This is a genomic window from Chitinophaga sp. NPDC101104 (assembly GCF_050277495.1).
Classification (GTDB): domain Bacteria; phylum Bacteroidota; class Bacteroidia; order Chitinophagales; family Chitinophagaceae; genus Chitinophaga.
Genome location: NZ_JBNNSF010000001.1, coordinates 2,641,235 through 2,660,783, shown reverse-complemented (window position 1 = coordinate 2,660,783; position 19,549 = coordinate 2,641,235). Strand labels below are relative to the sequence as shown.

Here is a 19,549-nt window from a genome sequence, read left to right as displayed (position 1 = left end):
TGCAAAAATACAAAAATCCCGGAATATGCAAAAACCCGTCGTCAATCCCACCACAAATACAACATGCCCGTTTCCCGCATTTCCGCCGCCAGCGCGGCGATGCTGCCGGCCCCATGGTCTACCGCATCCGGACATAACGCATACACTTTTTCCGCCATCGCATTCCAATCCGGCTGCGCGAGGAAGCGCACTTCCAGCCAATCCGGCCCCGCTCCCACGATTTCGACCGGCGTTTCCGCATGCCACTTTTTCATGGTGGCCACGAGCGATTCGTTGTCGATCCCATAGTTAATGGCATCGGTACCTTTACAGCGCAGGATATCGAATGTATCCCCGGATTTGAGGATACCGATCTCGTCGGGCAAATGCCCGAAATTCTGTTCGGAAAGGAAGATGAGGAAACCTTGCCCTGAGAGCTCCTTCCGCAGCGCCTGAATAATCCGTCCCGCGTCTTGCTGATCGGCTTTGAACAGCAGCGCATCGGGCCGGTACACCTCGGTTACGACCGTGTTACCGGGACCGGCAACGGTGCGCTCAGCCTCGAGTCGATACAGCGCCGCACGGGTGGACCTGCGGATGGCTTGCATCACGGATGGCCTGAACCGGACGGCGTTGGCCAGTTCGAGGTCATTGGCCGGCAGTACGGGAACGGCGGATGGAGCGCCGAAAAGCCGACGGATAAAATCGTTGATACCCATTTTACGGTTACGCATTGCAGGTGGCTATGTTCGCCGACCCATTTGATCACTACTTTGCATTACTTACACCGGGCAGCACGGCCCTGATCGCATAATTTGAATTATCTGTTGACTGGTTTCCGCGGTCCGCAGGCGGGTCCTCGCATGGCACGTTGAATCGGACAGGGATGCTTCAGCTAATCGGATGCAGGGACAAATTACGCCTTTCCGGCGACATCCCACGAAAAAGGCTCCCGGCACGATGCCTGGGAGCCTCCATTCAGCTTTTGCCAGCGCCCGACGCCGGTATCAGAAGTTGGATTCCACGATCAGCTGCGCTCTGGTGGCATCCACGAAATCCATGGGAATGATACCGTAACGCCCATACGTATTGGTGGTGAAATACGTGTTGATGCGCGGGTTGATGTTATTGGACACCGTAGTGATACTGGGGATGCCGAAGATGAGGGATTTGTACCCGCTCGTGAAATTGATGTACAGCGTGTTGCCGGTGCTGGCATTCGCTTCGTTGAACAAATTGGTGACGCCGGTCCATTTCGCGTTGTTGTCGGGCACCACGTATTGGTCCTGTACGCGAAGGGTGGCATCGGGCGTAGTGCTCGTGAAGGTGGTGTTATCGGCCCAGTTGGTGGCGTCGATGCCTTTGGGGGTCGAAGATGCCCCGAAGCGGCGCAGCAGTACGATCTTGTTGCGCACCGTACCGAGATTGGGGACGGACGCACCGAGGTACCAGCGCGAGGGATTGGCGGCCACATAGCTGTCGAACGTCTGCTCGAAGCTGCGCGTATTGTTGGTGGGGTCGTATTCCTCTTTCACGCACATGACGATCGTTTCGCCGGGATGACTGTCGAGGAACGAAAGGCAGGCCGTCAGCACGTCGTTGAAGTTGAGGTTCTGGTAAACACTGCCGTGATGGATGGCGAAAGCGTCGCCGATGTGGCGGCAGCGGATGTCGAGGAAGCGCACGCCGGCCTCCAGTTGCTCTGCGATGGTGAGGTTCTGGCATTTGGCCGTCCCGCCGACGGGCTCGAACCTGGCACCGGAATCGTGGGTTCCGGGGATGGTGATACGGGCGATGCTGGTGTTGTCTGCCATACCGGTCATCCAGCTGTTCATAACGGCGAGGATGCCGGCGGAATTCCCGGAATTGGCGCGGGCTTCTGGCCGGAGAAGGGGCGCGGCAGGCTGGGGGTCTTTGCCGCAGGCGGCGATGAAAATGGCGAAGGCCGCGGTAACGGCGGCGTGCAAAAGGGTTTTGATGCTCATAACGTAATTGGGTTTTGAGAAGGGTTATCCTATCGCTGCTGTCGGGCCTGGTGCTGTATCCTGAAAATAAGCCGTATTTCCCAGCTAAAGTGCAACTATATCGTTTTAGCTAAAGAAATTAAGACAGGGGTCATATTGCCGTGCGTAAAATGCGGCTTGCGCGAAAAACAAATATTATCTAACTTGGCGGGCTGCGTCTTCCCGGCCATTACATAGCCGGCAGGCGGCAGGAAACCATCATTCAAGCGGCAAAATTCAACATTGTATGCATAAAAAATTCCTTGCTCTGGGCATTGGCCTGGCAACGATCATGGGTACCGCCGGCACGGTGGCCGCCCAGGACCATGTCAACGCGGTGTCCGCCAAACCGGAAGAAGCACAGAAAGCCCTCATCGGCCGGTGGGATATCACCATCGATCAGAATGGCCAGCAGGCCCCTTCCTGGCTCGAAGTGAAACTCTCCGGCTTCCGCACCCTCGTAGGCTATTTCGTGGCCGCTTCCGGCAGCTCCCGCCCTGTAGCGCACGTAAAATTCGAAAACGGCAAATTCAGCTTCACCATTCCCCCGCAATGGGAAAGCGGTAAGGGCGACCTCACCGTGAACGGCGAGATCACTTCCACCGGCATCAAAGGTACCATCACGTACCCCGACGGCAATTCGTTCCCCTTCACGGGCGTAAAAGCCCCCGAACTGGTGCGCAAAGCCGCTCCCGTCTGGGGCAAGCCCATCCAGCTGTTCAATGGCAAAGACCTCACCGGCTGGAAGGCCGTAGGTGCCGAAAACCAGTGGGAAGTGCGCAACGGCGTGCTCACCAGCCCGAAATCCGGCGCTAACCTCATCTCCGAGCAGAAATTCAACGACTTCAAACTGCACGTCGAATTCCGCTACAAAAAAGGCAGCAACAGCGGCGTGTACCTCAGAGGCCGTTACGAAGTGCAGATCGAAGACAGTCCGAAGGGCGCCCACCCGTCTCCCGTTTACTTCAGCGGCGTGTACGGCTTCATCGCTCCCAGCGTCATCAACGCGCTCGGCCCCGATCAGTGGCAGACGTACGACATCACCCTCATTGGCCGCCACGTGACCATCGTCGTGAACGGTAAAACCGTGGTGACCAATCAGGAAATCCCCGGCATTACCGGCGGTGCGCTCGACAGCAACGAAGGCGAAGCAGGGCCGATCTATTTCCAGGGCGACCATGGACCGATCGAATTCCGCAAAGTCATCATCACTCCCGCGAAATAACTTTTCCCGGATATCTCCGAAGCCCGTCCCGGTACCACCTGGACGGGCTTTTTCGTTTCCATTTGAATTTTGCAACATCCCCTTTCCCCAATGCAATTGCCGGCTCTCCCGATTTCCGACATTTGGGGCATGCAAAACTTATCCGAAAAAGTAGTACTGGTGACCGGCGCCTCCAGGGGCATCGGTGCCACCATCGCCCGCGACCTGGCCGCAGCGGGCGCCAAAGTGATCGTCAATTATGCCGGCAGCAAGGCCGACGCAGAATTAGTGGTGGAAGACATCCGCTCCGCCGGTGGCGACGCCATCGCCGTGCAGGCAGACGTGAGCCAGGCTGCCCAGGTACGCCGGCTGTTCGATACCGCTATCGCACATTTCGGGCGGATCGACGTGCTGATCAACAACGCGGGCATCATGATCACCAGGCTGGTGAAAGACACCACAGACGAGGATTTCTCCCGGATGTTCGACATCAACGTAAAAGGCGTTTTCAATACGCTCCGCGAAGCGGCAACGCGTTTGGCCGACAATGGGTCGATCATCAATTTCTCGACGTCCGTCAACCGCATCATGATCCCCGGATATGCGACCTATGTGGCCACTAAAGCAGCTGTAGAGCAGTACACACGGGTATTTGCGAAGGAAGTGGGCGCCCGGGGCATCAACGTCAACACCCTTTCGCCGGGGCCTACCAACACCGAACTGTTCACGAACGGCAAGTCGGATGAAACGATCGCAAGACTGGCGGGCCTTTCCGCCTTCAACCGCATCGCCGACCCGGAAGATATTTCGCGCGTGGCCTGCTTCCTGGCCAGCGACGATGCCAAATGGATCTCGGCACAGAACATCGGCGCTAACGGGGGCATGGCGTAAAAACCGGGGCGACGTATATCCGTTTATGTTAGTAACGGCTACGTCGCCCCGCACAGGATATGGAGATTATTACGAAAGGCTTATATCTTGATTTTCTGGCTGCGTTCGGTCGCTTTTTTCATGATGGAAGCGATGCTGACGGGCGCGCCTTTTTTCAGGCGGCTTTCCTGGGCGGCGTCCATGAAGGCGTAAATGCCGATGGTTTCCGCTTCGGGAGCGGGCGCCACACCTTTCTGGAAGAATTCGATGATCGGGGGCATGAGGGGCGCATAGCCGGTGAAATCGCCCAGCGCCATGTGGCCTTTGTCGCCGAAGGCATGTCCGCCGAAATTCCACATATCATTCCTGAAACCGCGCAGCGTGCCCATGCGGCCTCCCTCCCATTCTCCAACCACCATGTCTGAATCGCCCGACTGGTGATGGGTAACGCGGATACAGCCGGGCCCCAGCATCGTAAACAGCATTTCGACGCCGTGGATGCCGTACCAGTACAGGTCAGGGTGCGAAGGCTCGGTGGGTGTAGGGGAAAAGATATCCGCTCCCTTTACCTTCCCGATCTTCCCGTTGCGCACCTCCTGCACGCTTTCGATGTAACGGAGGGTGCTGGAAGAAAAGATGGGCACTTTGTAATGACGGGCGGCACGGTAAATGGTGAGCACTTCCGTTAGCGAAGCCGCTATGGGCTTGTCGATAAATACGGGCTTGCCGGAGGGGAAAACTTCCAGGGCCTGTGCCAGGTGCTCGGTACCGTCGTTGGTTTCGAGCATGACGATATCGCATTCCTGGAGGAGCTTTGCGATGGAATCCACCACTTTCACGCCCTGCGCTTCGATGTTGGCCGCGTTCCGGGGGATCATGTCCATGCTGGACTTGATTTTCCGGCTTCCGTGGGGATAGGCTACGGTGACGCGCATGCCGCCGAATTTGTCGCCCGCGTCGGGGGCATTGAGGATCCGGGCGAAATGAGGGCCGTGCTCGGTGTCCAGCCCGATGACGCCGATGCGCTTGCCGGCGAGGGAAAGGGTTTCGAGTGCGGAAAGCTTACCGGAAAAGGCGAGGCCGAGGCCGGAAAGGGCGGCCGTTTTGAGGAAGGTCCTGCGAGGATGTCCTTGTTGCATACAGGGAAAGATATTTTTACGATTTTACTAACGTGGGAGTCGATTAGCCATAAAAATATATTTATCCCGGCAACTTTTTAATATTTTTTACAAACGGTAAGAAAATTTATTTCGGGACATCGGGTTTTGGCGCCCGGGAGACTTCATGCAACCCGTTTCCTTCCCATTTGTAGATGACGGTCCAGGCCAGTGAATCAGCCGTGTCCTCTCCCCTTACCATTCCCTTTCCGTCCAGCCCGCTCAGCGTCAGGAAAGGCCTGGCATCGTTCCCGCCGCGGGGCAGCACCTGCGCCAGCCGGAGACTATCTTTGTCCCGGAGGAAAACCGCGTAATAAATCCGTTCGTCTTCCGGGCCCAACACCGAAAATGAAGCGATGGCGTCGGGATCGCCGTCGGCGTCAAAGTCGCCCATTACGAGCGGAAATTCCCGGGAAAGTAATTTGAACTGATTTTCCTTGGCGGGGCCGAACTGGCGGAGGAACGCGGAATCCGAACGGATGGCCTGGAAGGCGGCCACGACGCGCGCCATTTCCTGCGGATATTCGTTCTCGTCGTGCCCCGACGAATCAGTGGAATTTTGGGGCCGGGAGGGCGACTGGCAGGCCGTAATGAAAACGGCAGCCGCAACAGTGCATAATTTGGGGAGGGATAGGGGAAACTTTTTCATATCCTAAATATAAAAAAAAACGCTGGCCCGTTTCACACGGCGGGCCAGCGAAGGTGTCAATTGCGATCGCATTGCGGCTCAGGCAATAGCGTATCTTATCTGTTCGTACTTTTTCCAGAAATAGTAGGGTACCGCCATGATAGCCAGCGCCACGAAGGGAAATACGACTTCGAACGTAGGATCGCCGACGAAAGCGCGGGAAGCGAAGGCGCCGAGGAAATTGAACGCGAATCCCGCATACGCCCATTCCTTGATGGCTATGAAGCGGGTTTGCAGGATAGCCGCCGCGCCGAGGATCTTCGCTACGCCCACGATGCTCAGGAAGTAAACGGGATATCCCAGGTGCTGCATGATCTCCACGCCGGCTTGCTGGCGGGAAACGCCTCCATAGCCGTCCATCAGCATCAGCAGCGCGAATATGACGGTGGAGGTCCAATAAGTAATTTTGATCGTGTTAGGTTTCATGGGTCAGACTTTTTTTGTGTGATCGTCTGACACAAAGCTAACACGCATCCGCCGGGAAGACCGCGTACGTTTCAGCCAAAAAAGGGGTAAAATGCGACAGATTACTTTTGCACCAGCAGGTTCTTATAAATAATGCCGTCTTTCATGATGAGCGAGAGGTTCTTTTCCGGGTCTGCCAACAGCTTGATATCCTGTATGGGATCGCCGTTCACGAGCACCATATCGGCCAGCGCCCCCTCTTCCAGCACGCCCAGCTTGCCTTTGTAGGGGCTCCGCCTACCGGAAAGCGCCAGCAGCTCGCCGTTGCTTTTCGTGGCCATCTGCAAAATCTCCACGGGCTTGAACCAGCGCGTCATCGCCACCAGCCGCGCGCCCTGCCGCGCGGCGTTCTTCGCATTAAAAAGCGCATCCGTGCCCCAGGCCAATTTCACTTTATATTTTTTCGCCAGGGCATACGCATTATCCGTTCCTCCGTACATTTCCAATTGCTTTTCCCGGTTCTCTCCTGTTTGCGGATTACTGTCTTCATCGTCGATAAATGGCTGCAACGACCACCATATCCCCTTTTCCGCGATCAGTTTGGCCGTGGCCTCATCTGCCAGTTGCCCGTGCTCGATGCATTTCACACCGGCTTTAATAGCGATCTGCATGGCTTTCGGCGTGTAGGCGTGAACGGTAACGTACGTTCCCCAGTTGTCGGCCGCTTCCACCGCCGCATGGAATTCCGCTTCCGTATATTGGGCCACATCGAGCGGGTCGTACATCGAGCTGACGCCCCCTCCTGCCATGAGCTTCAGCTGGCTCGCACCGGCCATGAGCTGCTCGCGCGCCCGGAGCAGCACGGCATCCGCGCCGTCAGCGATAGCCGCCGCCCTGATCCGTTCCGTATAACTCAACGGTTCGTTCGCCGCCCTCGGCACCTCGTACGGCAGCCGGAAATCCCCATGGCCGCCGGTTTGGCTGATAAAGGCACCGGAAGGCCAGATGCGCGGGCCGGGTGTAACGCCGGCGTCGATCGCGTCTTTCAATCCGAAGATCGGGCCGCCCATATCCCGTACGCTGGTAAAGCCCCGCATCAGGGCTTCCCGTGCGTTCCGCGCGGCCATCAGCACTACAAAGCCATAATCCTTGGCCATCGCCACGACCTGTGTAACGTTGGCGAACATGCAATGGTAATGCGCGTCGATGAGCCCGGGCATGAGGAACTGGCCATTCCCGTCGATGATCGTGGTGTTCATACTGCGATCGGTAGCAATGGGGCCGGTCGAGATTTTGGTGATGACATTGCCCGTCACCAGTACATTTCCGCTGAAGGGAGCGGCGTCTTTGCCGGTGAAGATCCGGACGTTGTTGATGAGCGTAACGGATCTGGGGCGTTCCTGTCCTTGCATGATGCCGGGCGCAATGACCGCCCAGGCGAGGAGTATCCATTTCATATCGATAGTTTTTGGGGCCTGGGGCCGTATACCGATAGAAAACGGATACTTCGCCGAAAGGTTCATTATTTCAGCCGGAGCGCAGCCCAGACGGAAAGGATGGCGGAGACGGCCGAAGCCACCGTGCGCACGAGGTTCCAGCGGTTCCAAGGCCCCTCGAACCGGAGGCGCCACTCTTTCAGCACGCCCTCCCCTGCGGAGGCCAGGTCTTGCTTGTCGAGCCACTCGTTCAGCGGCACATTGCATACCACCGTTACCCCGAACACGCCGACGATATAAATCGCCGCAGCCGCTGCAAGCGCCCACCATGCCGCGTCCGGGGCTTTCGAGAACTGTTGCCACGAACCAAAAGGCAGCAAAAACACCGGCGCCATGAAAACGATCATGAACCATGGGTTCAGTATGGCGCGGTTGATAGACTGGATCGCTGAAAGATACGCCCCGTCCCTGATCCGCCCGATACCCGGAACTACGGACACCGCATAGGCGTAAAAGACCCCGGCCGACAGGCAGGTCGTAATTGTGGCTGCGAGCAGCACCATTCCGGGGAAACCTTCAGTAAGAGACGCCGGGTGTTTGTCTGAGATATGCATGAGATTCGATTTGCTGTAACATAAAATGCGCCACGTCTGCCCGCGACACTTTAACCTGGATCTTCGGGTCATCCGCCGCGAAACCATGGCGGTATTTTTCCGTCAAAGGCCCGTCTGTCAGGTTCCCCGGCCGTACGATCACCCAATCCAGCCCGCTGCTGCGCACATGCGATTCCTGCAGCGCATGGTCCGCGAAGCCTTTCTTCAGGATGAACGGGACGATGATGGACCGGAACACGAAAGGCGTACGGCGAAGCGTTGCCACGCTATCCCCATATCCCAGCGACGTCTGGCAGACGAACCGGCGGATACCCGCCGCCTGCATGGCTTTCACGATATTGAGCGTGCCCTGCGAACGGATGGTGCCGATCTTGTTGGCTGGCGAGCCCAGCGTGGAAAGCACCGCATCGTGCCCTTTCACCGCTTCGCGGACGGCCGCTTCGTTGAGCGCATCTCCGGCGAGCTTGGTGAGCAGGGGATGTTCGATATCGAGACTGGCAGGGTTACGGACGAAGGCGGTTACGCGATGCCCCGCTGCGAGGGCCTGTTGGGTAAGTTGGCGGCCCGTTTTACCGCTGGCGCCGAAAATGATGAGTTGCATGGGTGATAATTTTCAACAAAGCTACTCCGGCCGCCAAGGGAGAAATAGAACAAAACCGACAAAAAATCCGGGAACGGGTTAACGGGGGAAATGGGCAGACAGGTTATCGATGACCGGCCCCGCCTCCTGGAAGCGCAACGGGCTGCAACCGGCGAACTCCTGGAACGCGCGGATGAAATGCGACTGGTCGGCATAATCATTCCCGTAAGCGAGATCGGACAATTTCCCGAACTGCCCCTCCCGCATTTGCTGCAGCGAAGCCTGGAACTGGGAAATACGGGTAAACAGTTTGGGCGAAATGCCGGTGTATTGCTTGAACCTGCGCTCGAAACTCCGTTCCGTCATGCGCAGCTCATCGCGAAGGTCTTTCATGGATAACGTGCCCTGGGCGCCCTGGATCCGATGCAGCGCCGCTTCTATCACGGCATCTTCCTGCCGGCGGTTACGCTCAAGCTGTCCGGCCACGAACGCCGAGAGCCCCTGCAGCTGCCCTTCCCCGGACGCATCTTCCAGCAAGCCTGCCAGCGCGGGTTGCAGCTCGCGGGCGTCGATGCATCCGTCCGTCAGCTCACCGGCATTCAAACCAAAGACCGAACGGAGCGCCCCTGGCCGCAGCACCATCCCGCTGATCCCGAATGCCCCTTCCAGGCGCAGCGCGGCGTGGCGGGTGGATTGGCCGTAGAGGAATACCACCGGCAACAGTTTGTTTTCCTGGTACAGCACGCCTTTTCCGGGATGCTGGAAAATCAGGCCGGGACTGGCGTCGGCCAGGGTGCGGAAAGCCTGCGCTTCCTCACCGGCATGGCTTTCCAGCGTCCAGCAATAGCTGACGAACTGGCGGAGACCCGGCGGCGGCGGAAGTTGACGGTAGATCATCGGAACAAATGTAGCGAATTAATATGTCGTAAATACCCCGCTAATTTGTCGATAATACAACCCGTTTTACAGCCGGAATGGCGGTAGTTTTACATCATGCCCGAACTGCCCAAACTATTGCTTTATTCCCTGTCCATCAACGAGCGGCAATATATGGCGCTCGACCAGCTGGTGGGCAAGGAAACCGCTGATATCCGGATCGCTTTCATCGAGAACGCGGCCGACGTGATCCCGGATTCGGAGCCCTGGGTGCGCTCCATCCGCAACGCTTTCAAACGCCGGGGCTACCAGGTGGAGCCCATCGATCTGCGCGTCTGGCAACGCCGTCCCGAACAACTCGCGCGCCGGCTGGCGTCCAAAGACGTTATCTGGATGGGCGGCGGCAATACCTATTATTTACGCTGGATCCTGAAAGCCAGCGGGGCAGATCATATCATCCGCCGGCTGGTGCGCGACGGTAAGGTTTTCTGCGGATGGAGCGCCGGCGCGATCGTGGCCGGGCCTACCATCGAGCATTTCGAGCTGATGGATAATGCGGAAGACGCGCCGGAGCTCGTGCTCGAAGGCCTGAACCTCACCCAGATCATCATTATTCCCCATATCGACAATGCCGACTTCATCGAAGGCGCGCACCTGGCCAATATGCAGCTCCAGGCCGCAGGATACAGCACGCTTCCGCTGGGCGATACCGAAGCCCTGGTGATCGACGGCTGCAGCCAGCGGATCATCGACTAGGATTTCCCTTAAGTTTCGCCTAAAAGTGTTAATTTTCCGCAGTTTACATGTGGGAGGATATGATCATGACTCATGCAATAGATCTGCGGACCGTTAACGTGACCCGTTACGTGACGCCACTGCGCGAAGGCGGCTCGCTGCCTGCCATCGCGGAGACGGACGACGGGTTCCTGTACGTCCTGAAATTCCGGGGCGCCGGGCAAGGGGTGAAATCGCTCATCGCCGAGCTGATCGGCGGGGAAATAGCGAGGGTCCTGGGCCTGCGGGTGCCCGAGCTCGTTTTCGCCCAGCTCGACGAGGCTTTCGGACGTACCGAAGGGGACGAAGAAATACAGGACCTGCTGAAAGCCAGCGTTGGACTGAATCTCGGGCTGCATTACCTCTCGGGCTCCGTTACTTTCGACCCCAATGCCGCCGAAGTGGACGCGATGCTGGCGTCGAAGATCGTCTGGATGGATTGCCTGCTCACGAACGTGGACCGCACCGCCCGGAACACGAATATGCTGTGGTGGAACCGCGAGCTGTGGCTCATCGACCATGGCGCGTCGCTGTATTTCCATCATTCATGGGATAATTGGGAGGAACAATCCCTCAAACCGTTCGTACAGGTGAAAGATCACGTGCTGCTGCCTTACGCTTCGCAGCTGAAGGAGGCGGACGCTTTATTGCGGCCCCTGCTGACGGAAGACCGTCTCCGGGCTATTACCGGCCTGCTGCCCGACAGCTGGCTGACTACGCACGGCGAATCGCCCGAGGCGGTGCGCGAAGTGTATTTCCGCTTCCTGCAAAACCGGTTGGCACATTCCGATAACTTTTTAAACGCCGCGCTGCATGCCAGAACTGCCCTTATATGAATATGCCGTGGTGCGCGTGGTACCGAAAGTGGAACGGGAAGAGTTCATGAACGTGGGCGTTATTCTCTATTGCCGGCCAAAACGGTTCCTGGGCTGCATGATTACCCTTAACGAGGAAAGATTGAAAGCCCTCAGCCCGGAGCTCGATTTCGATGAACTGAAAGCGTTTGCCGAAGGGTTCGAAAAAACCTGCCGGGGCGAAGGCCCCATAGGCCAGCTCGACCCCGCCAGCCGGTTCAGATGGCTCACCGCCCAGCGGAGCACCATCCTGCAAACCTCCCAGGTGCATCCCGGCCTCTGCACGGAGCCGGAAGGAACGCTGGAACGCCTGCACCGCGAGCTGGTGCTCTGACCCGAGATCCGGGCGGCCTAATTGCCAAATAATGAGTAGCTTTGCACGTTTTATTATTATAGTAGCAAAAGTACATGAAGACATATTTCCGGCTATTGTCGTTTGCCAAACCGATTGAGAAGTACGCTATCCCATATATTCTCTTCACCATCGTGGCTGTCATTTTTGGCACCATGAACCTGGCATTGGTGGCGCCACTGCTCACCGCGCTGTTCGACAAGGACGCAAAACCGCCCGTTCCTCCCGCAGAAGGTAGCTTCGACCTTTTCAAGATCATGAACTACCACGCGGTGCGCCTCAATAACGAACTCGGCCTCATTACCACCCTCCAGTATGTTTGCGGCATTATCGTCGTTTCCGTTATCATCAGCAACCTGTTCAAATATTTCGGGGAAAGGACGATGGAAAACCTCCGCATCCACACCCTCCTCAACCTCCGCAAAACCGTTTTCAATAACGTCATGAACCTCGATATCGCCTTTTTCAATAATGAAAGAAAGGGCGACATCATTTCTAAAGTTGCGTCAGACGTTCAGGTAGTGCAATTTTCCGTGACCAGCACCCTCCAGGTAGTGTTTAAGGAACCTTTACAACTTATCGCATACCTCGTTATGCTGTTCATGATTTCCGTGAAACTGACGCTGTTTTCCATGCTCGTGATCCCGATCGGCGGCTGGCTGATCTCCAGGATCGTGAAGCGGCTGAAAGCGCAGGCTGCCGAATCGCATTCTTCTTATGGCATGATGATCAGCTACCTGGACGAAGCGCTTTCCGGGATCAAGATCATCAAGGCGTTCAATGCCGTTACCTTCATCCGTAAACGCTTCGACAACGAAAACCAGCGTTACAGCGGCATCATGCGCTCTATGGCACGCCGCCAGCAAATGGCCAGTCCGACGTCAGAAACCCTCGGCGTGATCATGGTGGCGGGCATCCTGCTGTATGGTGGCAAACTGATCGCCGAAGGGTCCAACGAACTGAGCCCAGGCGATTTCATCGCCTACATTGCCATTTTCTCGCAGATCATGCGGCCGGCCAAAGCGATCGGACAGGCATTCTCCAGCATCCACTCGGGCATCGCCGCAGGGGAGCGCGTGTTGTCGCTCATCGACGAAAAACCCAATATCGTTGACAAGCCCGATGCCATCCAGATCCACGATTTCAGGGATGCGCTCGAATTCCGCGACGTAACGTTCGGATACCAGGAAAAGAAAGTGCTCGACCATGTGAACTTTACCATTAAAAGAGGCATGTCCGTAGCCCTGGTAGGACCTTCGGGCGGGGGTAAATCCACGCTGATGGACCTCATCCCCCGGTTTACCCAGCCCTGGAGCGGGGAAATCCGGATCGACGGGCATAATATCCAGGATTATACCATGGATTCCCTCCGCTCCCTCATGGGCACGGTGAACCAGGAAACCATTCTCTTCAACGATACGATTTTCAATAATATCGCGTTTGCTTACCCGGAAGCTACCCAGGAGCAGGTGGAAGCGGCCGCCCGCATCGCCAATGCGCACGAATTCATCATGGCGTCCGAAGAAGGGTACCAGACCCGCATCGGCGACCGCGGCGTGAAGCTGAGCGGCGGCCAGCGCCAGCGTATCTGTATCGCCAGGGCCGTATTGCGCAACCCGCCCATCATGCTGCTCGATGAAGCCACATCCGCCCTCGACACCGAATCGGAACGCCTCGTTCAGGACGCCCTCAACAACCTCATGAAAAACCGCACCTCCCTCGTGATCGCCCACAGGCTGAGCACCATCCAGAGCGCGGACATGATCATCGTGCTCGAAGGCGGCCGTATCGTAGAAACCGGCACTCATTTTGAGTTACTGGAAAAGAACGGGCTATACAGAAAGCTGATCGAGATGCAAACATTTGGTGGCAATTAAAAATATTTTTATATATATTCGCTTTTTTTGTAACTTATATAAGTTTTTTGCAAAATCGATTGTAACATCTTTGCCAAGCTATCCGTTATACCTGTATTGCGAACAGTACCTGACTATAAGCGAAAGAAAGGTCAGCAGAAGGCCTGTCTTTGTTAAAAAACCCGAATTAATCGACCTGGGATGGAAAATAAATCATTCACAGTAGGATTACTGATATCTACCTACAACTGGCCCAAGGCGCTGGAGGCCGTTTTGAAAAGTGTGATGCGCCAAACCCGTTTGCCCGACGAGATCATCATCGCCGATGATGGCTCCGGTGCAGCAACAGAGCTGGTCATCCGCAAATATGCGGCGTTGATGGGGATACCATTCCGTCATGCGTGGCATGAAGACGATGGTTTCCGTAAAAGTATCATCCTCAATAAGGCAGTTAAACTGTCGGAATCCGAATATATCATCGAAATCGATGGCGATATCGTGCTGCACCCGAAGTTCGTGGAAGATCATATCCGCCACGCCCGCCGCGGTATTTTCATTCAAGGTGCCCGCACCATGGTAGAGGAAGACCGCACCGGCAATATCCTCAGCAACGGCGCTTTCGATCCCATCTATTTCTTTTCCCCCGGTATCAGCAACCGTTTCAATTCCCTCCGCATTCCCCTCCTCTCCTGGCTCTTCCAGCTGTCCAAACAGGACGCCACGAAAACCCGGGGCTGCAACCTCGCATTCTGGAAAGACGATTTTATCGCCGTAAACGGCTATAACAATACTTTCAGCGGCTGGGGCTCGGAAGACAATGAGTTTGCCGCCAGGCTGATCAATGCAGGCATCAAAAAAATCAGGTTGAAACTGGCCGCGAATTGTTACCATCTCCATCACAAATGCAACAGCAAATCGGAAGTGGAAGCCAATGAATACCGCTACATGGAAACGATCCGGTACAACATCATTTCATGCCTGAACGGCTACGCTGAAGTGTAGACCGACGCCGCCAGCCAGATCAGCAGCGGATATAAAATCCATTTCACAATTTTATAGGTATTGGTCCGGAAGAGATTGCTTTTCCGGAATCCGCCATTATCGTTGAAGCGCCGCGTGATCCCTTCTATTTTCCCTCTCCGCAGATTCCCCCACAACAGGCCCAGATCGTGGCTCAGGCGCAATACCACCACGTACCAGTACACCAAAAGCCCGGGCTTCGCTTTCCGCTTGATGCTCTGCACCGTGGTAGCGATACATTCTATCACCAGCACACCCCCGATAAAAATACCGATAGGCCCCAGCAGCGCAGGTTTCAGTACTGCCGCAACGATCGCTGCCACAACGGCCAGCAACACCGTTTCCACCGTATTCGGCAACTCCCGCGACGCATGCTGCGGCAATTGTTCCGGCAACAACGCATTACCGGTCCCATAGCGGAATGGCCGCCTGAAATCGGGCGCTTCGTTTTTCCACCAGGGGTGGTGCACTTCGGCTGCCGGGAGCGTCCGGTAGTTTTCGTATTGGTTGGCGGCGCGCACTTTCAGGAAAAAATCCACGTCTTCTCCCCCACCCGATTTAGGGTACAACTCCGAAAACCGGATGTTCCCGATGGCGGAACGGCGCACCATCATATTGGCCGTGGCGCCCCAGGCAAAATCTTTCCGGTGCTCCGCGATCGTGAAAATATCCATGCTGCCGCTGGCGAGGATGGCGTCGGAGAAAGGCTTTCCGGGCGGCGGGAGGCGGACAAGGCCGATGAACCCCGTGGCCCGGGGCGCCTGCTCCGCAGCACGGGCGTAAATGTCCAGGAGGTCGGCAGGAACGGTGATATCGTCGTCGAGGAACAATATCCAGTCGCCATCCCCGGACTCGATCCCGCGGTTGCGCGTGTAAGCGGCGCCCATGTTCCGCGGGTTCACTTCCAGGAACACGTCCGTCCCGTTCACCATTTCAGCAATAGCCGGTGAAACCGCCACTTCCGGGTTGTCTGACAGCAGATAGAACCGCACCCTCGCCCCTGCAGGCCTTTTCAACTGCAGAATGGGCACCAGGTAATGTTCGATTAGCCGGAAAGATGGAATTACAACGTCTATGCTGACCCCCATACAGGATATTTAATGTGAATGACAGCCCGGAAAAAGTTTACACCCCGGGGGTCGCAAAAATAGATTTTTTTCGCGCTATGTTATTCGAAGAAAGACAATTCGCCGGCAGATTTATTTTCGGGTGAAATGTAACGTTCTGGGCCTCTGTGCGTTGCCATCCCGCCATAACAATCCTTACACAAGTTTGTTATTTGAGGAAAACGAATCCGCATGCAAAGAATCCTCGTTCCGGTAGACTTTTCAGACACAGCCTTCCATGCCGCACGGTACGCCATTTCCCTCGCCCGACAGATACAGCCGGCCTCGATCACCCTGTTCCATGCCTACGGGCTCCCCCCGGCCGCCAACACTACCGTCATGGCCGTGCTCCCCGGCGATTCCCCCGAGTACATCCATGGCGTGGAAACGGAAATGGCCAAATGGAAGCAGGATTTACAGTCCGAGCTCGTGGAATATGTGCAGCTGGACACCCACATTAACGGCCTTCCGTTCATGGAAGCCGTGCAGGCCGCCACGAAAGCCGCGCAGTTCGCCTTCATCGTGATGGGGATTACCGGGAAAAGTCCCCTGGGACAACGTTTTATCGGCAGCAATGCGCTCGATGTGGCGCATAGCACACACGTCCCCCTCATCATCGTTCCCACCGCCGCAGCACCGCGTAAAGTGAAGCGCATCCTCTTCGCGTACGACCGCAAGCAGGCGCTGCAACCCGAACAGGCGGAAGCCGTACGCTCCCTGCTCAAATCCCTCGACGCGCACCTCGAAGTGGTGCATGTCTCGAAAGACGAGCCCGGCAACACGCCGCCGCCCGCGCTTATGGAAGCTTTACCTATCGAAGCCACGCAATACCGCGAGATCCAGCATACCGACCTGGTGACCGCCATCCAGCAATATGCCGGGGAAACGAATGCAGACCTGTTGCTCACCATCCCCGGGGAATACGGCTTTTTCGCGGAACTGTTCCACCGCAGCGCCACTAAACAACTGGCGTATAACGCAGGGATTCCCGTGCTCGTGGTCCGCTGACGGCTTTATTTTCAAAAATGGAACGGCCCGCAAACGATGATCGCTTGCGGGCCGTTTTCCTATCAGGAGATAACTAATCTTTCAAATGCCGTACCGGGTTGGTGCGCGCGGCTTTCACCGCCTGGCTCCCGACCGTCAACCAGGCGATCACCAACGCGAAAATGCCCGCCATCACAAAGTACCACCACTGCAGTTCGATACGGTAGGCGAAAGTGTTCAGCCAGTTCCTGGTGACCCAGTAACCGACAGGCAACGCCACGCATACCGCCACCATCACCAGTTTCGTGAAATCCGCGGAAAGGAGGTAAATGATGTGCGCTCCGCTGCCGCCCAATACCTTGCGGATGCTGATCTCCTTCATCCGCCGCTCCGCCGTGAACGCCGCCAGCCCGAATAAACCAAGGCAGGAAATGATAATGGCGATCCCCGCGAAATATTTCGATAACACGCCTACCCGTAATTCCGATTCATATACCTTCTGGAAGTCGGCGTCCATGAACGTCACTTCGGGCACGCTGCCGGGGTTCATTTCACGGATCAGCGCCTCGATGCGCGCTATCGTGGCTTTGGTATCGCCCGGCGACAGGCGCGCCACCACAGCGGTGGCCTGGTCTGGCCGGAAGTAATACAACCAGGGCGTGATGGCTTTGTGCACCGTCTTGAAGTTGAAGTTTTTCACCACACCGATGATCTTCACCTGCTCGCCCCAGAAAGTAATTTCCTTGCCAACGGGATCGGCAAGCCCCATCTGCGCCGCGGCCACTTCGTTGATGATCACACCGGAACTGTCTGTCGGGAAACTGGCGGAAAAAGAACGGCCCTGCGCCATTTGCAGCCCCATCGTTTCGATGAAACCTACGTCGATCGACTGGCAACCGAATTCCACATTCATTGCTTTATCCTTCCCCGGCCACTCCACACCCGTGGTGGTGCCCCAATGCGACGTCACGTTGCCGGTGGCGTTGCTCGCGCTCACTACACCGGGCAATTCGCGCAAACGCTGCATGAACAGCCGGCTTTCTTCCCGCATCGGCCCTTCCTTGAAGAAATAGACTACGTTCTCACGGTTGTACCCCATGTTCTTATTTTGTACGTACCGCAATTGCATAAATACGACGATCACCGCCAGGATCAATACGATCGAGATCGAGAACTGGAAAACCACCAATCCCTTGCGCACCCATAATTCGCGCAGCGATGAAGTGAAATGTCCTTTCAGAATCGCCACCGGCCGGAACCCCGAAAGGTACAAGGCCGGGTAACTCCCCGCCAGCAAGCCTGTCAACAATGTCAGCAATACAAAAAAACCGAACAGCTGCATGTCTGCGAACAGCACCAGCTGCTTCGCCGTCACCGTATTGAAAAACGGCAGCAACAGATATACAGCTACCATTGCTACGAGCAACGAAATGAAAGACAGCATCACCGATTCGCCGAGGTATTGGAAGACGAGGGAGCCTTGTCCCGCGCCGATCGCTTTCTTCACGCCCACTTCCTTCATCCGCCGCGAGGCGCGGGCGGTGGAAAGGTTCATGAAATTGATGCTGGCGATCAGCAAAATGAAAATCGCGATGAGCGAAAACAGCCGCACATATTCGATCCGTCCTCCATCCTGCACGCCGTTCGTGAAATTCCCGTACAAATAGTTTTCCGAATGCCGCTGCGTGCTCAACTTTACCGACGTAAAATCGATCTTCGTCTTGATGTAATCCGCTATCTTTTTGTTGAACACGGCAACATCAGCCCCGGGCTTGAGCATGACGAAAGTCATGACATTGTGGTTGTCCCAATGCACATTGAAATCCTTCAGAAAAATATCGTATGAAAGTATGTAATCGTACGGTTCGGAAACATTTGGAGGCAGATCTTTGAAGATACCCCTGATCGTGAATTGCCGCTTCTGTTGCCAGGTAACCGGTTTGCCGATGAGCCCTTCCGTAGTATGGAACATTTTCCTGGCCAGGGATTCGGACAGCAGGACGGATTCCTTGCCGGCCAGCGCTTTTTCAGGACTGCCGTCTGCCAGCGGGAAAGGGAAGATCCGGAAGTAGTCCTGGCTGGCGAACAGATGTCTCGCTTTAAAGCTTTCCGTACCCGTGCCGATGGTGAATTTGGGCATCGTTCCCGGCGGCCGCGTGGCTACCGCATACTCCACTTCCGGAAAATCCTGTTTGAGGGCTTCTGCCAGCACGCCAGGCGTGTGCAGCGACGTTTTGATGCCGGCCGTTTGATGGTGGTTACCAAGGACATGCAGGATGCGCGCGTCGTGCGGAAAATTTTTATCCATCCGCCATTCGTCCGTCACCCATAAACAAATCAGCATGGCGCAGGCCAGTCCGCTGGAAAGGCCGATGAGATTGATGAGAAACGTGGTCCTGAATTTCCGGAAGTTCCGGAAGATCAGCAGCAGGGAATGCCTGAACATAAGCGAAATATTGGTCGTATCCACGGGAACAATCCCCGTGCCGGCAATCAAACCCGCCACCATGGCGGATCTTGAAATCCAGGTACGTTCATTGGCGAACAGGGGGCGTCCGCTTTCGGACACCGCGCGAAACACCGGCGCCCATTAATTCCGGAAAAGTGGAAAATAACCGCTCCAGGAGTGAAGCGGTCTCTACACTCCATCTGAATTGACCTTTCACCGCCCCCAAACCCGTTTCCGGGAAGGGTCCGGCAATCAGCCAAATAATGAATGCATGCATTCATTAGTATAAAAATAGTCTATTTTTGGATACAATAAAATGTTTATCAACTAATCGATTGC

Annotated in this window: 19 protein-coding genes; 8 read left to right on the top strand and 11 right to left on the bottom strand. The window is 56.1% G+C overall.

Annotation, left to right across the window (positions count from 1 at the left end):
• Window positions 1-41 precede the first annotated feature (41 nt).
• Entirely contained in the window at window positions 42-713 is a 672-nt protein-coding gene (locus ACQKLP_RS10615; RefSeq protein ID WP_427322704.1) for a DUF4253 domain-containing protein, read from the bottom strand.
• 273 nt (window positions 714-986) lie between these two features.
• Window positions 987-1,964 carry a phosphatidylinositol-specific phospholipase C gene (locus ACQKLP_RS10610; protein WP_427322702.1) on the bottom strand — a complete coding sequence of 326 codons (978 nt, stop codon included), beginning with the start codon at window positions 1,962-1,964 and terminating at the stop codon, window positions 987-989.
• Between the two features lie 265 nt (window positions 1,965-2,229).
• Here ACQKLP_RS10610 and ACQKLP_RS10605 point away from each other — a divergent pair, with 265 nt between their 5' ends.
• Window positions 2,230-3,207 (top strand): 3-keto-disaccharide hydrolase, encoded by a 978-nt coding sequence (locus ACQKLP_RS10605; protein WP_427322700.1) that lies wholly within the window; start codon window positions 2,230-2,232, stop codon window positions 3,205-3,207.
• Between the two features lie 129 nt (window positions 3,208-3,336).
• Complete coding sequence (locus tag ACQKLP_RS10600; RefSeq protein ID WP_427322698.1) at window positions 3,337-4,077, top strand: SDR family oxidoreductase; 741 nt, start codon at window positions 3,337-3,339, stop codon at window positions 4,075-4,077.
• Between the two features lie 80 nt (window positions 4,078-4,157).
• Here the strand turns inward: ACQKLP_RS10600 and ACQKLP_RS10595 are convergent, their stop codons facing one another.
• The 7 genes from ACQKLP_RS10595 to ACQKLP_RS10565 all read right to left on the bottom strand — a co-directional run bounded on the left by ACQKLP_RS10595 (window position 4,158) and on the right by ACQKLP_RS10565 (window position 9,833).
• On the bottom strand, window positions 4,158-5,195 hold the full coding sequence (locus ACQKLP_RS10595; RefSeq protein ID WP_427322696.1) for a Gfo/Idh/MocA family protein: 1,038 nt from the start codon (window positions 5,193-5,195) through the stop codon (window positions 4,158-4,160).
• Window positions 5,196-5,301: 106 nt separating this feature from the next.
• On the bottom strand, window positions 5,302-5,862 hold the full coding sequence (locus ACQKLP_RS10590) for a hypothetical protein (protein WP_427322694.1): 561 nt from the start codon (window positions 5,860-5,862) through the stop codon (window positions 5,302-5,304).
• Window positions 5,863-5,940: 78 nt separating this feature from the next.
• Window positions 5,941-6,327, bottom strand: a complete 387-nt coding sequence (locus tag ACQKLP_RS10585) for a DoxX family protein (protein WP_427322692.1) — start codon at window positions 6,325-6,327, stop codon at window positions 5,941-5,943.
• Window positions 6,328-6,428: 101 nt separating this feature from the next.
• On the bottom strand, window positions 6,429-7,763 hold the full coding sequence (locus ACQKLP_RS10580; RefSeq protein WP_427322690.1) for an amidohydrolase family protein: 1,335 nt from the start codon (window positions 7,761-7,763) through the stop codon (window positions 6,429-6,431).
• A gap of 65 nt (window positions 7,764-7,828) precedes the next feature.
• Complete coding sequence (locus ACQKLP_RS10575; protein WP_427322688.1) at window positions 7,829-8,356, bottom strand: DUF1772 domain-containing protein; 528 nt, start codon at window positions 8,354-8,356, stop codon at window positions 7,829-7,831.
• Window positions 8,319-8,957, bottom strand: a complete 639-nt coding sequence (locus tag ACQKLP_RS10570; protein WP_427322686.1) for an NAD(P)-dependent oxidoreductase — start codon at window positions 8,955-8,957, stop codon at window positions 8,319-8,321. The genes ACQKLP_RS10575 and ACQKLP_RS10570 overlap by 38 nt, the downstream gene beginning before the upstream one ends.
• A gap of 78 nt (window positions 8,958-9,035) precedes the next feature.
• Window positions 9,036-9,833: a DUF6597 domain-containing transcriptional factor gene (locus ACQKLP_RS10565; protein ID WP_427322684.1), complete on the bottom strand. Its 798-nt coding sequence runs from the start codon at window positions 9,831-9,833 to the stop codon at window positions 9,036-9,038.
• Between the two features lie 96 nt (window positions 9,834-9,929).
• On the opposite strand from ACQKLP_RS10565, the gene ACQKLP_RS10560 reads away from it, so the two are divergent.
• The 5 genes from ACQKLP_RS10560 to ACQKLP_RS10540 all read left to right on the top strand — a co-directional run bounded on the left by ACQKLP_RS10560 (window position 9,930) and on the right by ACQKLP_RS10540 (window position 14,650).
• Window positions 9,930-10,568, top strand: a complete 639-nt coding sequence (locus ACQKLP_RS10560; protein ID WP_427322682.1) for a Type 1 glutamine amidotransferase-like domain-containing protein — start codon at window positions 9,930-9,932, stop codon at window positions 10,566-10,568.
• 59 nt (window positions 10,569-10,627) lie between these two features.
• A complete protein-coding gene (locus ACQKLP_RS10555; RefSeq protein WP_427322680.1) occupies window positions 10,628-11,422 on the top strand; it encodes a HipA family kinase in 795 nt (264 codons plus the stop codon).
• Window positions 11,400-11,774 carry a DUF3037 domain-containing protein gene (locus tag ACQKLP_RS10550; protein WP_427322678.1) on the top strand — a complete coding sequence of 125 codons (375 nt, stop codon included), beginning with the start codon at window positions 11,400-11,402 and terminating at the stop codon, window positions 11,772-11,774. Before ACQKLP_RS10555 ends, ACQKLP_RS10550 begins: the two co-directional genes overlap by 23 nt.
• A 74-nt stretch (window positions 11,775-11,848) precedes the next feature.
• The gene (locus ACQKLP_RS10545) at window positions 11,849-13,669 is read left to right on the top strand and encodes an ABC transporter ATP-binding protein (protein WP_427322677.1); all 1,821 of its coding nucleotides are present in this window, start codon (window positions 11,849-11,851) and stop codon (window positions 13,667-13,669) included.
• Between the two features lie 180 nt (window positions 13,670-13,849).
• The gene (locus ACQKLP_RS10540) at window positions 13,850-14,650 is read left to right on the top strand and encodes a glycosyltransferase family 2 protein (RefSeq protein ID WP_427322675.1); all 801 of its coding nucleotides are present in this window, start codon (window positions 13,850-13,852) and stop codon (window positions 14,648-14,650) included.
• On the opposite strand, the gene ACQKLP_RS10535 is transcribed toward ACQKLP_RS10540, so the two are convergent.
• Complete coding sequence (locus tag ACQKLP_RS10535) at window positions 14,635-15,756, bottom strand: glycosyltransferase family 2 protein (protein ID WP_427322673.1); 1,122 nt, start codon at window positions 15,754-15,756, stop codon at window positions 14,635-14,637. The genes ACQKLP_RS10540 and ACQKLP_RS10535 overlap by 16 nt on opposite strands.
• Window positions 15,757-15,966: 210 nt before the next feature.
• On the opposite strand from ACQKLP_RS10535, the gene ACQKLP_RS10530 reads away from it, so the two are divergent.
• Window positions 15,967-16,782: a universal stress protein gene (locus ACQKLP_RS10530; RefSeq protein WP_427322672.1), complete on the top strand. Its 816-nt coding sequence runs from the start codon at window positions 15,967-15,969 to the stop codon at window positions 16,780-16,782.
• Between the two features lie 73 nt (window positions 16,783-16,855).
• Here the strand turns inward: ACQKLP_RS10530 and ACQKLP_RS10525 are convergent, their stop codons facing one another.
• Complete coding sequence (locus tag ACQKLP_RS10525; protein WP_427322670.1) at window positions 16,856-19,207, bottom strand: ABC transporter permease; 2,352 nt, start codon at window positions 19,205-19,207, stop codon at window positions 16,856-16,858.
• Window positions 19,208-19,549: the final 342 nt, after the last annotated feature.

Coding starts and splice junctions, on each gene's coding strand:
- ACQKLP_RS10615 (WP_427322704.1), bottom strand. CDS start 713: ATGCGTAACCGTAAAATGGGTATCAACGATTTTATCCGTCGGCTTTTC.
- ACQKLP_RS10610 (WP_427322702.1), bottom strand. CDS start 1,964: ATGAGCATCAAAACCCTTTTGCACGCCGCCGTTACCGCGGCCTTCGCC.
- ACQKLP_RS10605 (WP_427322700.1), top strand. CDS start 2,230: ATGCATAAAAAATTCCTTGCTCTGGGCATTGGCCTGGCAACGATCATG.
- ACQKLP_RS10600 (WP_427322698.1), top strand. CDS start 3,337: ATGCAAAACTTATCCGAAAAAGTAGTACTGGTGACCGGCGCCTCCAGG.
- ACQKLP_RS10595 (WP_427322696.1), bottom strand. CDS start 5,195: ATGCAACAAGGACATCCTCGCAGGACCTTCCTCAAAACGGCCGCCCTT.
- ACQKLP_RS10590 (WP_427322694.1), bottom strand. CDS start 5,862: ATGAAAAAGTTTCCCCTATCCCTCCCCAAATTATGCACTGTTGCGGCT.
- ACQKLP_RS10585 (WP_427322692.1), bottom strand. CDS start 6,327: ATGAAACCTAACACGATCAAAATTACTTATTGGACCTCCACCGTCATA.
- ACQKLP_RS10580 (WP_427322690.1), bottom strand. CDS start 7,763: ATGAAATGGATACTCCTCGCCTGGGCGGTCATTGCGCCCGGCATCATG.
- ACQKLP_RS10575 (WP_427322688.1), bottom strand. CDS start 8,356: ATGCATATCTCAGACAAACACCCGGCGTCTCTTACTGAAGGTTTCCCC.
- ACQKLP_RS10570 (WP_427322686.1), bottom strand. CDS start 8,957: ATGCAACTCATCATTTTCGGCGCCAGCGGTAAAACGGGCCGCCAACTT.
- ACQKLP_RS10565 (WP_427322684.1), bottom strand. CDS start 9,833: ATGATCTACCGTCAACTTCCGCCGCCGCCGGGTCTCCGCCAGTTCGTC.
- ACQKLP_RS10560 (WP_427322682.1), top strand. CDS start 9,930: ATGCCCGAACTGCCCAAACTATTGCTTTATTCCCTGTCCATCAACGAG.
- ACQKLP_RS10555 (WP_427322680.1), top strand. CDS start 10,628: ATGATCATGACTCATGCAATAGATCTGCGGACCGTTAACGTGACCCGT.
- ACQKLP_RS10550 (WP_427322678.1), top strand. CDS start 11,400: ATGCCAGAACTGCCCTTATATGAATATGCCGTGGTGCGCGTGGTACCG.
- ACQKLP_RS10545 (WP_427322677.1), top strand. CDS start 11,849: ATGAAGACATATTTCCGGCTATTGTCGTTTGCCAAACCGATTGAGAAG.
- ACQKLP_RS10540 (WP_427322675.1), top strand. CDS start 13,850: ATGGAAAATAAATCATTCACAGTAGGATTACTGATATCTACCTACAAC.
- ACQKLP_RS10535 (WP_427322673.1), bottom strand. CDS start 15,756: ATGGGGGTCAGCATAGACGTTGTAATTCCATCTTTCCGGCTAATCGAA.
- ACQKLP_RS10530 (WP_427322672.1), top strand. CDS start 15,967: ATGCAAAGAATCCTCGTTCCGGTAGACTTTTCAGACACAGCCTTCCAT.
- ACQKLP_RS10525 (WP_427322670.1), bottom strand. CDS start 19,207: ATGTTCAGGCATTCCCTGCTGCTGATCTTCCGGAACTTCCGGAAATTC.